Raw genomic sequence first — 14,863 nt, forward strand, 5'->3', positions numbered from 1 at the left:
AGAAATGTGGCCATGTTGCTATGTTTCAAGTGTCGAGCGCTCTGACTGTTTGAAAAACAAAGGATGAAGACGATGACCGTCGATATTATTCGTCAGCTCGATCTCGAACAGAGAGCAAAAATCGAAGCCAAGCGCGTGCTCCCGGATTTCCGCCCAGGCGACACTGTTCGTGTAAATGTCCGCGTGACGGAAGGTACCCGTACCCGCGTTCAGGCCTATGAAGGCGTTTGCATCGCCCGCAACGGCGCTGGCATCAATGAGAACTTCACGGTTCGCAAGATTTCCTATGGCGAAGGCGTCGAGCGCGTATTCCCGGTCATTTCTCCGCTGGTTGAAGGCGTCGATATCGTTCGTCGCGGTAAGGTACGTCGTGCCAAGCTGTACTATCTGCGTGGCCTCACCGGTAAGGCGGCTCGCATCGTCGAGAAGAAAGACAACCGCAAGAACAAGACAACTGTTCCTGCAACCGGTGCAGCCGAGACAGTCTCGGAAGCAACTGTTGCCAAGGCACCTGCCGCTGAATAAGCGCGGTCCCTATCATTTTGAAAAAGGCGGTCTTCGGGCCGCCTTTTTTGTTTGTCGCGCAAAATATCATCTACCTTCACGGCGCAGAAGGAACAGACGTGCTTGCGGGGATTGACGAGCCGGTGGCAAGGTGAAATCTGTTGCCGACGCAAACACGTGACAGGGGTTTGAGATGAACTTGCGATCCGTTCTTTTGGCAGGGCTGATACTCGCCCTGACGCCGTTTTCTGCCTTGGCCGCGGAGCTGCCCGATCTTGGCGGCAGGAAAGTCGCGGTCGTCACGGAAAATGCCTATCCGCCCCTGCAATTCGTCGACCCGAAGACCGGCAGGGCTGTCGGCTGGGAGTACGATGCAATGAACGAGATTGCCAAACGCCTCAATTTCAAAGTCGAATATCTCAACACCAGCTGGGACGCGATGATCCAGGCCGTTGCGGACAATCAGTACCAGATCGGCATGACCGGCATCACCATCAATGACGAGCGCAAGCAGAAGGTGGATTTCTCAGAACCCTATATGCGTTCGGAGCAGTTCATGCTGGTACGCGGCGACGAGAATCGCTTCACCGATCCGAAAAGCTTCGCCGACGCCAAGGATACGCTCGTCGGGGCGCAGCCAGGTACCAGCAATTTCTATGTCGCCGTCTATAACGTGTTGGACGGCAATGAGCAGAACCCGCGCATCAAACTTTTCGAGACATTCGGCGCGACCATCCAGGCGCTGAAGACCGGCGATGTCGACCTTGTCCTCACAGATAGTACGGCCGGCAAGGGCTATGTCGATGCGTCCGGTGGTGCCTTGAAGCTGATCGGCGGGCCGCTCGGCGCCGAGGATTTCGGTTTCATCTTTCCGAAGGGTTCTGATCTCGTCGCGCCAGTCAATGCAGCCATTTCTGCACTGAAAGCGGATGGCACATTCGATGCGCTCAACAAGAAATGGTTCCTCGACTACAAGCTCGGGCAGTAATCCCGACAGTGCCAGACAACACGAAGAGCAGGGGGCCTTCCGAGAAGAGTGATTTCCCGTGGTGGCTGCTTGTGGCGGGGATGATTGCCGTTGCACTCGGCATCGCCATTCTCATCAGCCCGATCTACGGGCAGGTCTTTACGACGGTCTCGCAGGGTATCTGGATTACCGTGTGGGTTTCGCTGCTGGCCTTCTTCCTCGCGTCGGCGTTCGGTCTTCTCCTTGCGGTGATGAGCCTTTCAGAACATGTCGCTGTCAGGCAGATCGCGCGATTCTATGTCGAGATTGTTCGCGGCATCCCCTTGCTGGTGCTGCTGTTCTATATCGCTTTTGTCGGCGCTACGGCTGTGGTCTGGCTATGGAATTTCATGACGCAGCCACTGCAGGCGGCGGGGCTTCTCGATCCACTGCAAGTTCGCGATTTCTCGCTCCTCTGGCGCGCAATCATCGCGTTGATGCTAGCCTACGCGGCCTTTCTCGCCGAGATTTTCCGGGCGGGCATCCAGGCCGTGGACAAGGGGCAGATCGAAGCCGCGAAAGCGTTGGGCCTCAAGCGGTTTCAACGGTTCCGGCTGATCGTCATGCCGCAGGCGATCCGCACCATCCTGCCGCCTTACGGCAATGATTTTATCTCGATGGTGAAGGATTCTTCGCTTGTCTCTGTGCTGGGCGTCGTCGACGTCACGCAGATGGGCAAGGTCTATGCCTCAGGTTCCTTCCGCTTCTTTGAAACCTACTCTGTCGTCGCCTATATATACCTCGTTCTGACAATCAGCCTGTCACTCGGGCTGCGCTGGCTGGAACGCCGTTTGAATCGCCGTTAATCCAGGAAACAGCGGCGCTTTGTCGCCGGATTATTACTTTTTTCGCTTGTTTCTTGACGTAACTGGACCTCGAGTGCATATGTCCACGAAATAATTGGAAAGTCTGAGGATATCGCAATGTCTGCGCCACGCACACTTTATGACAAGATATGGGATGACCATCTGGTCGATAGTCAGGAGGATGGCACATGCCTTCTCTACATCGATCGCCATCTTGTCCATGAAGTGACCAGCCCGCAGGCTTTCGAAGGCCTTCGCCTCACTGGCCGCAAGGTTCGCCATCCGGAAAAGACACTCGCCGTCGTCGACCACAACATACCGACCTCGCCGGACCGGACCAAGCGTATCGAAAACAATGAAAGCCGTATCCAGGTCGAAGCCCTTGCCAAGAATGCGCTGGATTTCGGCGTTGAATACTATTCGGAGAAGGATATCCGTCAGGGTATCGTGCACATCATCGGGCCGGAGCAGGGTTTTACCCTGCCGGGCATGACGATCGTCTGCGGTGACAGCCACACCTCGACGCATGGCGCTTTCGGCGCGTTGGCGCATGGTATCGGCACATCGGAAGTCGAGCACGTTCTCGCGACCCAGACGCTGATCCAGTCGAAAGCCAAGAACATGCTGGTGCGTGTCGATGGCGTGCTGCCGGCTGGCGTGACCGCCAAGGACATCATCCTTGCCATCATCGGCGAAATCGGCACTGCGGGCGGTACCGGTTATGTTATCGAATATGCCGGCGAAGCCATTCGTGCGCTGTCGATGGAAGGCCGCATGACTATCTGCAATATGTCGATCGAAGGCGGCGCTCGCGCGGGCCTGATCGCACCGGACGAAACGACTTTCGCCTACGTCAAGGACAAGCCCCGCGCGCCAAAGGGCGCAGCGTTCGAACAGGCGGTCGAATACTGGAAAACCCTCCAGAGCGATGAGGGTGCGCATTTCGACAAGGTCGTTGTTCTGAATGCAGCCGATCTGCCGCCTATCGTTTCCTGGGGTTCTTCGCCGGAAGACGTCATTGCCGTAACTGGCGCCGTGCCGAACCCGGACGAGATTCCGGATGAGACCAAGCGCTCATCGAAGTGGCGGGCTCTCGACTATATGGGCCTGAAGCCCGGTACACCGATCACGGATATCAAGCTTGATCGTGTGTTCATCGGTTCTTGCACCAATGGCCGTATCGAAGATCTTCGTGCTGTCGCCAAGGTCGTCGAGGGCCGCACGGTTGCTGCGACCGTCGATGCGATGATCGTGCCCGGGTCTGGACTCGTCAAGGAACAGGCGGAAGCGGAAGGGCTCGACAAGATTTTCAAGGCTGCTGGTTTTGACTGGCGCGAGCCGGGCTGCTCCATGTGCCTTGCGATGAACGATGACCGTCTGAAGCCCGGCGAGCGTTGCGCCTCGACGTCGAACCGTAACTTCGAAGGTCGTCAGGGCTTCAAGGGCCGCACGCATCTTGTCTCGCCTGCCATGGCAGCAGCCGCTGCGATTGCCGGACATTTTGTCGATATTCGCGAGTGGAAATAATACTGTTGGCATCGCTGCTGTGCGTGGTTCGACAAGCTCACCATGAGGGACGTTGGACTGATTGCAGACGACAAACACCAAGCTTGGCGACTGTCATTGCAATCCACCAATCTCCCTCATGGTGAGCTTGTCGAACCACGCACGGCGGCGATGCCATCCGTTTAAAGCGAATCACCGTCCCCGATAGGCCGGGACACCCTGGTCTGGTAGCCACAGGCCTTCCGGTACCGGACCGGTCTGCCAGAACACATCGATCGGAATACCGCCGCGTGGATACCAATAGCCGCCGATGCGTAGCCACAGCGGCTTGACCGCTTCGACGATGCGCTTGCCGATCCCGACGGTACAGTCTTCGTGAAATGCCCCGTGATTGCGGAAACTGCCGAGAAACAACTTCAGCGATTTGGACTCCACCAGCGTCTGGTTCGGCGCATAGTCGATCACAAGGTGGCCGAAGTCTGGCTGGCCGGTAACTGGACATAGCGAGGTGAATTCCGGGCAGGCGAAGCGTGCCAGGAAAAGCGTTCCCGCCTGGGGGTTCGGGACGGCATCAAGGATCGCCTCATCCGGATGCTGCGGGATTTTGACATCCTTGCCGAGCATCGTCGCCTGTTCTGCATAATGACTCATGCTGCTTTCCTTTCCATCTCGAATTCGCCCCGATACTCGCAGCCCTCGCCGCAGGTGTCCCTGTAGACGCCGACCTCGGCCAAACCGGGCAAAGACGATGCAAAGTGCCGCCACAGCCACATCGCGATGTTTTCAAGCGTTGGCGTTTCAAGCCCTTCGATTTCGTTGAGATAGCGATGATCGAGTTTCTCCTGCGCGCTGTCGAAGGCGCTTTTGACAGAGCCAAGATCGGAGATAAGGCCGGTCTGGCTATCTGGTTTTCCTTCCAGCGTCACGCGAACCCGAAAGCTGTGTCCGTGCAGACGCGTATTGATGTGTCCGTCGGGAAATATGTGCGGCAAATGATGTGCCGCTTCAAACGTAAATTCGTTGAAGATTCTCATGGTTGTCCTCGTTCGCATTGGCGCAATACAGGCGCCCGCAAAAACAATTCCAGCAAAAGTGTCTAACGCTTTTGCGTCCGGAATTGCGGTAAACAAAGGGCTTACCTCAAGGCAAACCCAGTATCTTATGTGTCTGCGTGCTCAGCCGCCAAAGCGGGTGGGCGAGACAATAGGCCGCTGCAGATGCCACATGCGCGGCGGTTTGCGCCGGATCGCCGATGACGTCAAGAGGCTGCAAATAGAAATGCTCGAAAGAGAGCTGCTCAAAGCGTGATGGATGCGTCTCGGCTTCCTTCTGCGGATAGACCAGTTTGAGCTCGTTGCCGCTGGTCTGAACGAGGGGTGCGGTCGCCTTGGGCGAGACGCAGATCCAGTCAATTTCTGCCGGCGCCGCGATGGTGCCATTGGTCTCGATACCCACTTCGAAACCGCGCGCGTGAAAGGCGTTGATCAGCGGAGTGTCGAGTTGCAGCAGCGGCTCGCCGCCGGTGCAGATGACATAGGGCTTTCCGCCAGCATTTTGTGGCCAGGCTGCTGCCACCGCGTCGGCCAGAGCGTTGGCAGTCTTGAACTTGCCGCCGCCCGGACCATTCACGCCGATAAAATCCGTATCGCAGAACTTGCAGATCGCTTCTTCGCGGTCGCGCTCAAGCCCGGACCACAGGTTACAGCCGGCAAAACGCATGAAAACGGCAGCGCGGCCCGTATGATTGCCCTCGCCCTGCAGGGTCAGGTAGATTTCTTTGACGGCGTAGGTCATGCGGCTTCTGCCTTGAACTTCTGCCACCCTTTCGAACGCAGTTCGCAGGCTGGACAGCTGTTACAGCCATAGCCCCACTCATGCCGCTGCGAACGATCGCCGAGATAGCAGGTATGGGTGTGCTCGACGATCAGATCCAGCAAAGCTTCGCCGCCGAGGTCTTGCGCCAGTGCAAAGGTCTCGGCCTTGTCGAGCCACATCAGGGGCGTTTCAATCGTGATACGGCGGTCCAGCCCGAGTGACAGCGCTACCTGCTGAGCTTTCAACGTGTCGTCGCGGCAGTCGGGGTAACCGGAGTAGTCGGTCTCGCACATGCCGCCTACGATTACCCGCAGGCCACGGCGATAGGCCAGCGCACCGGCGAGCGTGAAGAACAGCAGATTACGGCCGGGCACAAACGTATTCGGCAAGCCGTTTTCTTCCATCTCGATCGCGATATCCTGGGTCATGGCTGTCGATCCAAGCTCGCCGATGATGCTTGCATCAAGCATATGGTCGTCGCCAAGCCGCGCTGCCCATTGCGGAAATTTCCCGGCAAGGGCACTGCGGAATTGCCCGCTCACCTCGAGTTCGATCCGGTGCCGCTGGCCGTAGTCGAAACCGACCGTTTCAACACGGTCGAAGCGCGATAGTGCCCATGCGAGGCAAGTCGCCGAATCCTGCCCGCCGGAAAACAGGACGAGTGCGCCGTCGGAGCTGCGAGCCATATCTTGTTACCTCTTGAAAGCGGCACCCTTTACAGGGCGCTCGCTAGCGAGGCAAATCAAATCGCAGCGGTGGATCGTTGTTCAGCAGCCGGGATGGGCAAGAATGATCGTCGAGTTACGATCTATACCGTACTGGTAGCCGAGACCCTTGACCATGATCGGACTGTCGCAGCTTGTGTTGGGCGGCGGAATTACACCGATCACTATCGGATCGGCTGGCGGAGAGATGATCGCCGGCTGCTTTCCACCACGCCGGTAGACGGGGACCGCGCGCCGGATCTGTTTGCCGATCACATCCGATTTCGCAGCCGCGCCGCCGACAAAGATGATCTTCGACCCGCCCGATTCGTAATAGACGATGTTGCCGTACTCATCCCCATAAGAGTTGCTGGCATTGATTCTGTTTTCTGCAAAAGCCGGGGCAGCCAATCCGATCGAGAGCGCCGCCGAAGCGAGCAGAGGCCACTTGGAGAAGGAAGTTTTCTTAGCCAGCATGACACATTCCCTTAACGATCGAACTGCTCTGCAGCCAGATTAACCTTTTATTAACAATTGTCATCCGCTCAAAACCTAATCAAATCGATTTTCATCACCGGCGCAGGTTGACGTGCTGGCTGCAATCAACCAATCCTCCGATGTATAAGAACACCCTGCTCAGGCAGCCACAAAGGGACGGATGTGACCATGACCAAGAAAAGCGCGGACGAGCACGCCATCGACATTTCCTTGCTGCATCTCAGCCATGCCCATGAGTTCGCGCCGCTCCTCGCCAGTTATGCCCAGGCGTTGAAGCGGGGCGCACCGCGCCGTCCGGATGATTACTACGCCGAGAACCTGTTGCGGGATCGCACGGCGGAAATCGCGGGCGCCCGGCTTGATGGTATTCTTGTCGGTTTCGTCATTTTCTACGATCTGCCGGAGCCCGTGTCCGGCATGCGCGCCGGTCAGGTCGATCATATCTATGTGCACCATGATCATCGCGGCAAAGGTATCGCCAAGGCACTGATTGACGTGCTCGCGGACAAGGCGGAAGAACGCGGCTGGACCAAGCTCTCGCTCAATGCGCCGCGCGTGCCGGAAGATGGCCGCAAGCTCTACGAACAGGTCGCGGCGCCTGCCGACTGGACCAGTTTCATCATCCGCTTCGGCAATCAATAATCCGGATCAACTCCGGATTGTTGCCGCACAATGAATATCCTGCAAACGACCCGCCCCGTCGCGTACGACTATCGTATAAATGCCTGTCTTGAACCTCGCTATTCGAGACTCATGCGATTTATTTTTGCATGGCACACGTGCCAGATTTGACCTCTGAAACAGGCGTTTTTACCGCTTTAAACGATTGAATTTTAAGCAAAAACCTTATTGACTTGCTATTCAAGCCAATTCGCCGCATGAGGGTGCGGAATGGGGCTTTGACGCAGTGCAAAAACCGGATTAAAACCCCTCTAAATTGCCTTTATCCAGCCTTTCGGCCCTGCCCGTCTAACCAGATGTGGCGCTACCCTCGGGGACGCTATGAGCAAGACAAATCTACATGCAAACCGGCCGCTGTCGCCGCATTTGCAAATCTACAAACCAATTCCAACCATGGTCATGTCGATCGTCCACCGCATCACCGGCTCGGCGCTCTATGTCGGCACGCTGCTGGTCGCCTGGTGGCTGATCGCAACAGCGACAAGCGAGCGGCAGTTCGACATCGTCAACATGGTCTATGGTTCATGGATCGGCCTTCTGGTTCTGCTTGGTTACACCTGGGCGCTTATTCATCACATGATCGGCGGCATACGCCATCTGATCTGGGATACCGGCCGCGGCCTTGAAAAGGAGACGACCACGAAGATGGCCTGGGGTTCGCTCGTTCTTTCAGTCGCATTGACGATCCTGGTCTGGATCGCCGCATTCACGATAGCTTGAGGAGGCGGATATGAGCGATATGCGCACGCCGCTTAAAAAAGTTCGCGGACTTGGTTCTGCGAAAGAAGGCACGGAACATTTCTGGCGTCAGCGCCTGACTGCGATGTCGAATATTCCGCTGATCCTGTTTTTCATCGGCCTGATCCTGTCCCTGCATGGCGCAGGCTATGTCGAGACAAAGGCCGCCCTGTCCCACCCGCTTACTGCCATTGTGCTGTTGATGGTGCTCGTCTCCGGTCTCTATCACATGCGCCTCGGCATGCAGGTCATCATTGAAGATTATGTACACGGTGAAGGCGCGAAGGTCGTGCTTTTGATGCTCAATACGTTCTTCGCTCTTGGCGTCGGTATTGTCTGCATCTTTGCGATCCTCAAGCTGAGCTTTGGAGTTTAAACTCTACTATGGCACCAACAGATAAAGCCTATAAGTTCGTCGACCATAAATTCGATGTGGTCGTCGTCGGCGCAGGTGGCGCGGGCCTGCGCGCCACGCTCGGCATGGCGGAGCAAGGCCTGAAGACAGCCTGCATCACCAAGGTTTTCCCCACCCGTTCGCATACGGTTGCGGCGCAGGGCGGCATCGCCGCCTCGCTCAGCAATATGGGCGCCGATTCCTGGCAGTGGCACATGTATGACACGGTCAAGGGTTCGGACTGGCTCGGCGATACGGACGCCATGGAATATCTCGTGCGTGAAGCGCCGGCCGCCGTCTACGAGCTCGAACATTACGGCGTGCCGTTCTCGCGCACCGAAGAGGGCAAAATCTACCAGCGCCCCTTCGGCGGTCACATGATGAACTACGGCGATGGGCCGCCCGTGCAGCGCACCTGCGCGGCGGCCGATCGCACAGGCCACGCCATACTGCACACGCTCTATGGTCAGAGCCTACGCCACAATGCGCAGTTCTTCATCGAGTATTTCGCGCTCGATCTCATCCAGGATGAGGAGGGTACCATCACCGGCGTTGTCGCCTGGAACCTCGACGACGGCACGATCCATCGCTTTGCCGCCAAGATGGTGGTCATGGCAACGGGCGGCTACGGCCGCTCCTATTTCTCCGCAACGTCGGCGCATACCTGCACGGGCGATGGCGGCGGCATGGTCGCGCGCACGGGCTTGCCTTTGCAGGATATGGAATTCGTCCAGTTCCACCCGACCGGTATTTATGGTGCCGGCTGTCTGATCACGGAGGGTGCGCGCGGCGAGGGCGGTTACCTCGTCAATTCCGAAGGCGAGCGCTTCATGGAGCGCTATGCACCTTCCGCCAAGGATCTGGCATCGCGCGACGTGGTTTCACGCTGCATGACGCTGGAGATCCGCGAAGGGCGCGGCGTCGGCAAGAACAAGGATCACATCTTCCTGCATCTGGATCACCTCGATCCGGCTGTCCTGCACGAGCGCCTGCCCGGCATTTCGGAATCGGCCAAGATTTTTGCCGGCGTCGATCTCACCAAGGAGCCGATCCCGGTCATTCCGACGGTTCACTACAATATGGGCGGCATCCCGACCAATTATTGGGGTGAAGCGCTCAATCCGACTGCAGAAGATCCGGACCGCATCCAGCCCGGTCTGATGGCGGTGGGCGAAGCGGGCTGTGCCTCGGTGCATGGCGCCAATCGTCTCGGCTCCAATTCGCTGATCGACCTTGTGGTGTTCGGTCGCGCCGCTGCGATCCGCGCCGGCCAGGTGATCGACCGCAACGCCAAGATCCCCGATATCAATGAGGCTTCGGTCACGAAGATCATGGACCGCTTCGACCGCCTGCGTCATGCCAATGGCGGCATTCCGACCGCTGAGTTGCGCGAAAAGATGCAAAAGACCATGCAGGAGGATGCGGCAGTGTTCCGCACTTCGGAATCACTGAAGTCGGGCGTAAGCCGCATGGAGCAGATCTGGAGCGAACTGCCGGATGTGAAGGTCACCGATCGCTCGATGATCTGGAATTCCGATCTCATGGAAACGCTCGAACTCGAAAACCTCATGGCCAATGCCATCACCACGGTCGTTGCCGCCGAAGCGCGCAAGGAAAGCCGCGGCGCCCATGCGCATGAGGATTTCCCCAATCGCGATGATGTCAACTGGCGCAAGCACAGCCTTGCCTGGCTGGCGCCGGATGGCAAGGTCACGCTGGGTTATCGTCCTGTTCACCTCGAGCCGTTGCTCAAGGAAGAGGATGGCGGCATCAGCCTCGCCAAGATCGCGCCGAAAGCGCGTGTGTACTAAAAGCAATCCCAGGAAAAGTGGGTACCGGTTTTCCGTCCGGGATTGCGAAAGAACAAATAGAGAGACCAAAATATTATGGTTGAACTTGCACTTCCCAAGAACTCGCAGATGCGTCCCGGCAAGACCTGGGATCGTCCGCAGGGCGCAAACAATCTGCGCGAGTACCGGATTTACCGCTGGTCGCCGGATGACGGCGAGAACCCGCGCATCGATACCTATTATGTCGATCTCGACGATTGCGGCCCGATGGTTCTCGACGGTCTGTTGTGGATCAAGAACAAGATTGATCCGACACTGACATTGCGCCGGTCATGCCGTGAGGGTATCTGCGGCTCCTGTGCCATGAACATCGATGGCACCAATACGCTCGCTTGCACCAAGGGCATGGACGAGATCAAGGGCGCTGTGAAGATCTATCCATTGCCGCATCTGCCCGTCGTCAAGGATCTGGTGCCGGACCTCTCCAATTTCTACGCGCAGCATCGTTCGATCGAGCCGTGGCTGAAGACGGTCTCACCAGAGCCGGCCAAGGAATGGCTGCAGAGCCACGAAGATCGCGCCAAGCTTGACGGCCTTTACGAGTGCATCCTGTGTGCCTGTTGCTCGACCTCATGCCCGAGCTACTGGTGGAATGGCGATCGCTATCTCGGCCCGGCTGTGCTGCTCCAAGCCTATCGCTGGCTGATCGACAGCCGCGACGAAGCAACGGGCGAGCGTCTGGACAATCTGGAAGACCCGTTCCGGCTCTACCGCTGCCACACAATCATGAACTGTGCGCAGGCTTGCCCCAAGGGTCTAAACCCCGCCAAGGCAATTGCTGAAATCAAGAAGATGATGGTGGAGCGTCGGGTTTGATACCGTCTCAGCCGAAGGAAGCTAAGCAGAATTCGGCCAGAAAACCCACAGCAAAGCGATAGCCGCAAGCGTCCAGACTAGCACAATAAAGGCAAACCCCGTCTTGCTCACTGGTTTGGCGCGGCGCGTGGCCTCGTCCCGGAGTTCCTGCATGAGATCGTCAGGCACAAGTTTGACCGCCAGCATGATGCCAAGCGGCACTATGATGAGATCGTCCAGATAGCCGATGATCGGGATAAAGTCCGGTATCAGATCAATAGGGCTTAAAGCGTAGGCGGCAACGCCCCCGGCAACTGCTTTCGCATACCAGGGAACACGCGGATCGCGCGCGGCCATCCAGAGCGCAACGACATCGCGCTTGATGGTTCGCGCCCACTGTTCCAGCGATGCAATCATAAGCCAAGTGATTCCGGTCCATCGCCACGCAATAAGGGATGAGTCCTGGTTGTGCCAGTTATTGGGTCAATAGCAACGGGCGCCAGAGCGCCCGCAGATCATTCGGTCGGTTGCCTGACAATCAAGCCAGCCTGGCATCCAGAGTAAGTTCGATCGCACCGAGCGCCTTTGACACCGGGCAATTGGCCTTGGCTTTGTTGGCAAGCTCGCTGAAAGTTGCAGCGTCGATACCCGGAACATTGCCGACCAGGGTCAGTGCGCTCTTGGTGATCGCGCCTTTGGCCGGGTCAAGCGTCACGACCGCCTTGGCTTCGAGCTTTTCAGCTGGGGTGCCGTTTTCCGCGAGGAAATGTGAAAGCTGCATGGCGAAGCAACCCGCATGGGCCGCGCCCAGCAGTTCCTCAGGGTTGGTACCGGAAGTGCCGCTTGCATCCTCGAAACGGGCCTTGAAATTGTAGGGAAGACCTTTCAGCGCGCCGCTTTGGGTGTCGAGCGTGCCTTGACCATCTTTCAGCGCGCCTTTCCAGATTGCTGTTGCTTGTCTGTCCATTTTTCGTCTCCCTCGTGGTTGAAGTATCGAGCCGGCTGGTCTTCGATAAAAGCATAACGCGCCGAGCATAGTGCAGTTCCGAGACAGATGCATGTCGGGAATTCGCTCGACCTTTGGTCGCAAGAAGAGAATCCCATATTGATGAAATGCTGTCATCAGGCTAAAAAACAATTCCCTTATGGAACGGTCTCACAAGCTTCCGTTCAGACTATTCAATTCTCATCGCCAGAACTGGAATCATCCCGTGAAACTGAAGAAACTCGGCAGGACCGATATCGACGTCACTGAAATTTGCCTCGGCACCATGACCTGGGGCGTACAGAACACCGAAGCCGATGCACACAGCCAGATCGACTATGCGTTGGATGCGGGTATCAATTTCATGGATACGGCGGAAGTCTATGCAATTCCGTCGAGCGCGGACACCTACGGGAAAACCGAAAGTTATATCGGCACGTGGTTCAAGAAAACCGGCAAGCGCGACAAGTTCGTATTGGCGTCGAAGATTTCCGGCGGCGGCAATAGCTGGATCCGCAATGGAACCCCACCTGATCGCCAGACCGTGCGTGAAGCGGTGGAAGGTAGTTTGAAGCGTTTGCAGACCGACTATATCGATCTCTATCAGGTCCACTATGCCGCCCGCGGTCATTATCATTTCGGTACCGCATGGCAGTATGCGCCGCAGAACCAGGACAAGTCGCAGGTCGTGGGGCAGATCGAAGAGACCCTGCACGGGCTTGGCGATATGGTCAAGGAAGGCAAGATCCGTCACATCGGACTTTCCAACGAAACGGCCTGGGGCATCGGTCAATGGCTCAAGCTTTCCGAGCGTCAAGATCTGCCCCGTGTTGCCACCGTGCAGAACGAATACAGCCTTATCCAGCGCGTCTTCGATCTCGATCTTGCCGAGCTTAGCCATCACGAGGATGTCGGCCTTCTCGCCTATTCGTCGCTGGCTTCCGGTGTACTGACCGGCAAATATCTCGATGGGAAGATGCCGGCGGGTACCCGTGGCTCGATTCAGCCGGGCGGTCTGTGGCGTAACAATGAACACTCCGCGCCTGCAGTTCGCGCGTATATTGAGCTTGCCCGCAAGCACAATCTCGATGTGGCGCAGATGGCGATTGCTTTCGCCCTGACGCGGCCGTTCATGACCTCGGTCATTATCGGCGCAACGTCGATGGAACAGCTGAAGACAGATATCTGGGCAAGCCAGATCACGCTGCCGCCGGAACTCCTCAGGGAGATAAACGCGATCTACCGCAAATATCCGCGGCCGCTCTAGGGCAAGTCTAGATCGGCTGGCCCTGCAGCAGTTTCGGCGCCGTCGTCGACAATCCCGCGGCCTGGCGGATGAAAAATCCCTTGAGCCGCGGCATCCGTTCGACAAGGCCGAGACCAAAATCGCGCAGCGCCCTGACAGGTACGTTGTCGTTGGAAAACAGCCGGTTCAAAACGTCCGTGGTGACGCCCATCTGCACCGTGTCGAAGCGGCGCCAGGTCTGGTAGCGTTCGAGCACCGCGACCGAACCGATGTCGAGCCCGAGCCGATCGGCATCGACGATGGTTTCCGCCAGCGCTGCCGCATCCTTGAAGCCGAGATTGAGACCTTGCCCGGCAATCGGGTGGATACCATGCGCTGCATCGCCCACCAGCGCGAAGCGCGGCTTGACGAAATCCCGAGCAAGGGTAAGACCGAGCGGAAAGGCTTTACGCGAGCCTTCCACGTGTACTTCACCAAGTTTCAGGCCAAAGCGTTGTTCGAGCTCGGCTTCAAAAACGAAATCATCTTCGTTGATCAGGCGCTCTGCATCGGCGGTCCGTTCGGTCCAGACCAGCGAAGAGCGGTTGCCTTTGAGCGGCAGCACCGCAAAGGGTCCTGCCGGCAAGAAATGTTCCTCGGCCCGGCCATGGTGCGGGCGCTCGTGCGCGACGGTGCAGACGATGCCTGACTGGCCGTATTCCCAGTTCACGACCTTGATGCCGGCCATCTCGCGCAGGCGGGATTTGACTCCGTCGGCAGCGATCAGCAGCCGGGTGCGCAAGCTCTTCTTGTCGGAATAACGGACCGTCAGATGTGCCTCGCCATGTTCGAAACCGTTTACCGGCGCGCCTTCGATGAAGGTTACGCCAAGCTCTTCTGCCTTCTTGCGCAGCGATGCGTTGAGGACGCGGTTCTCCACCATATGTGCGAATGGCTCGCCCGGTTCGACTTCGCCGTTGAAGGTCAAGAACACGGGCCGTACCGGATCGGACGTGCGCGAATCGGTGACGATCATCTCGGTGATGGGTTGCGCTTCTGGCAGGATCGCCTCCCAGCATCCGAGGCGGTCCAGCATGCGGCTTGCGGCGGCGGCGATAGCCGAGGCGCGGGTATCGTTGCGCCATACGCCGGCGGGCGCGGCGTCGATAACCGTGACGGCAAGGTGCGGCGCCGATGATTTCAGCGCGACCGCTGTCGCGAGGCCGACATAGCCTGCGCCGGCGATGGTGATGTCTTGCGGGGAGCTTCGTTCAACCATGATTTGCCTCCGGGTTGCAATTATGCGGCGCTTGACTTGTGCTCCTGTTCCTGTTGCAAGCGTTGGACGCGCGAACG

Annotated in this window: 18 protein-coding genes; 10 read left to right on the top strand and 8 right to left on the bottom strand. The window is 57.7% G+C overall.

The window, feature by feature from the left end; translation table 11 throughout:
* Positions 1–72: 72 nt before the first annotated feature.
* The 4 genes from rplS (at position 73) to leuC (ending at position 3,843) form a co-directional block, all read left to right on the top strand.
* On the top strand, positions 73–525 hold the full coding sequence (gene rplS, locus FHS21_RS09850; RefSeq protein ID WP_112525226.1) for a 50S ribosomal protein L19: 453 nt from the start codon (positions 73–75) through the stop codon (positions 523–525).
* A 172-nt stretch (positions 526–697) separates the two neighbouring features.
* Positions 698–1,492, top strand: a complete 795-nt coding sequence (locus FHS21_RS09855) for a basic amino acid ABC transporter substrate-binding protein (RefSeq protein WP_183661788.1) — start codon at positions 698–700, stop codon at positions 1,490–1,492.
* A gap of 80 nt (positions 1,493–1,572) precedes the next feature.
* Complete coding sequence (locus FHS21_RS09860) at positions 1,573–2,316, top strand: amino acid ABC transporter permease (RefSeq protein WP_246410974.1); 744 nt, start codon at positions 1,573–1,575, stop codon at positions 2,314–2,316.
* A 117-nt stretch (positions 2,317–2,433) separates the two neighbouring features.
* Entirely contained in the window at positions 2,434–3,843 is a 1,410-nt protein-coding gene (gene leuC / locus FHS21_RS09865) for a 3-isopropylmalate dehydratase large subunit (RefSeq protein WP_112525060.1), read from the top strand.
* A gap of 171 nt (positions 3,844–4,014) precedes the next feature.
* Here leuC and queF read toward each other — a convergent pair whose 3' ends face one another.
* From queF to FHS21_RS09890, 5 genes are all read right to left on the bottom strand, one after another.
* Positions 4,015–4,446: a preQ(1) synthase gene (gene queF / locus FHS21_RS09870; protein WP_376772090.1), complete on the bottom strand. Its 432-nt coding sequence runs from the start codon at positions 4,444–4,446 to the stop codon at positions 4,015–4,017.
* A 23-nt stretch (positions 4,447–4,469) separates the two neighbouring features.
* A complete protein-coding gene (locus FHS21_RS09875) occupies positions 4,470–4,856 on the bottom strand; it encodes a 6-pyruvoyl trahydropterin synthase family protein (RefSeq protein WP_112525064.1) in 387 nt (128 codons plus the stop codon).
* A 106-nt stretch (positions 4,857–4,962) separates the two neighbouring features.
* Positions 4,963–5,616 (bottom strand): 7-carboxy-7-deazaguanine synthase, encoded by a 654-nt coding sequence (queE, locus tag FHS21_RS09880; protein ID WP_112525066.1) that lies wholly within the window; start codon positions 5,614–5,616, stop codon positions 4,963–4,965.
* Entirely contained in the window at positions 5,613–6,323 is a 711-nt protein-coding gene (gene queC / locus FHS21_RS09885) for a 7-cyano-7-deazaguanine synthase QueC (RefSeq protein WP_112525068.1), read from the bottom strand. Before queC ends, queE begins: the two co-directional genes overlap by 4 nt.
* A gap of 81 nt (positions 6,324–6,404) precedes the next feature.
* Positions 6,405–6,818 (bottom strand): hypothetical protein, encoded by a 414-nt coding sequence (locus FHS21_RS09890; protein WP_112525070.1) that lies wholly within the window; start codon positions 6,816–6,818, stop codon positions 6,405–6,407.
* Between the two features lie 189 nt (positions 6,819–7,007).
* Here FHS21_RS09890 and FHS21_RS09895 point away from each other — a divergent pair, with 189 nt between their 5' ends.
* From FHS21_RS09895 to FHS21_RS09915, 5 genes are all read left to right on the top strand, one after another.
* Complete coding sequence (locus FHS21_RS09895; protein WP_112525072.1) at positions 7,008–7,481, top strand: GNAT family N-acetyltransferase; 474 nt, start codon at positions 7,008–7,010, stop codon at positions 7,479–7,481.
* A 360-nt stretch (positions 7,482–7,841) separates the two neighbouring features.
* Positions 7,842–8,240 (top strand): succinate dehydrogenase, cytochrome b556 subunit, encoded by a 399-nt coding sequence (gene sdhC, locus FHS21_RS09900; protein ID WP_112525074.1) that lies wholly within the window; start codon positions 7,842–7,844, stop codon positions 8,238–8,240.
* A 10-nt stretch (positions 8,241–8,250) separates the two neighbouring features.
* Positions 8,251–8,634, top strand: a complete 384-nt coding sequence (sdhD, locus tag FHS21_RS09905; RefSeq protein ID WP_112525076.1) for a succinate dehydrogenase, hydrophobic membrane anchor protein — start codon at positions 8,251–8,253, stop codon at positions 8,632–8,634.
* 8 nt (positions 8,635–8,642) lie between these two features.
* Entirely contained in the window at positions 8,643–10,463 is a 1,821-nt protein-coding gene (gene sdhA / locus FHS21_RS09910) for a succinate dehydrogenase flavoprotein subunit (RefSeq protein WP_112525078.1), read from the top strand.
* A gap of 75 nt (positions 10,464–10,538) precedes the next feature.
* Entirely contained in the window at positions 10,539–11,318 is a 780-nt protein-coding gene (locus tag FHS21_RS09915) for a succinate dehydrogenase iron-sulfur subunit (RefSeq protein ID WP_112525080.1), read from the top strand.
* Between the two features lie 21 nt (positions 11,319–11,339).
* Here FHS21_RS09915 and FHS21_RS09920 read toward each other — a convergent pair whose 3' ends face one another.
* Positions 11,340–11,714, bottom strand: a complete 375-nt coding sequence (locus FHS21_RS09920) for a YkvA family protein (protein WP_183661792.1) — start codon at positions 11,712–11,714, stop codon at positions 11,340–11,342.
* Positions 11,715–11,835: 121 nt separating this feature from the next.
* Positions 11,836–12,264, bottom strand: a complete 429-nt coding sequence (locus FHS21_RS09925) for an OsmC family protein (protein WP_112525084.1) — start codon at positions 12,262–12,264, stop codon at positions 11,836–11,838.
* A gap of 244 nt (positions 12,265–12,508) precedes the next feature.
* Between FHS21_RS09925 and FHS21_RS09930 the strand changes: the two genes are divergently transcribed.
* On the top strand, positions 12,509–13,549 hold the full coding sequence (locus FHS21_RS09930) for an aldo/keto reductase (RefSeq protein ID WP_183661793.1): 1,041 nt from the start codon (positions 12,509–12,511) through the stop codon (positions 13,547–13,549).
* A 7-nt stretch (positions 13,550–13,556) separates the two neighbouring features.
* Here the strand turns inward: FHS21_RS09930 and FHS21_RS09935 are convergent, their stop codons facing one another.
* Positions 13,557–14,786 (bottom strand): ubiquinone biosynthesis hydroxylase, encoded by a 1,230-nt coding sequence (locus tag FHS21_RS09935; RefSeq protein WP_112525086.1) that lies wholly within the window; start codon positions 14,784–14,786, stop codon positions 13,557–13,559.
* Positions 14,787–14,863 lie beyond the last annotated feature (77 nt).

This window comes from Phyllobacterium trifolii, assembly GCF_014192095.1.
Lineage (GTDB): Bacteria > Pseudomonadota > Alphaproteobacteria > Rhizobiales > Rhizobiaceae > Phyllobacterium > Phyllobacterium trifolii.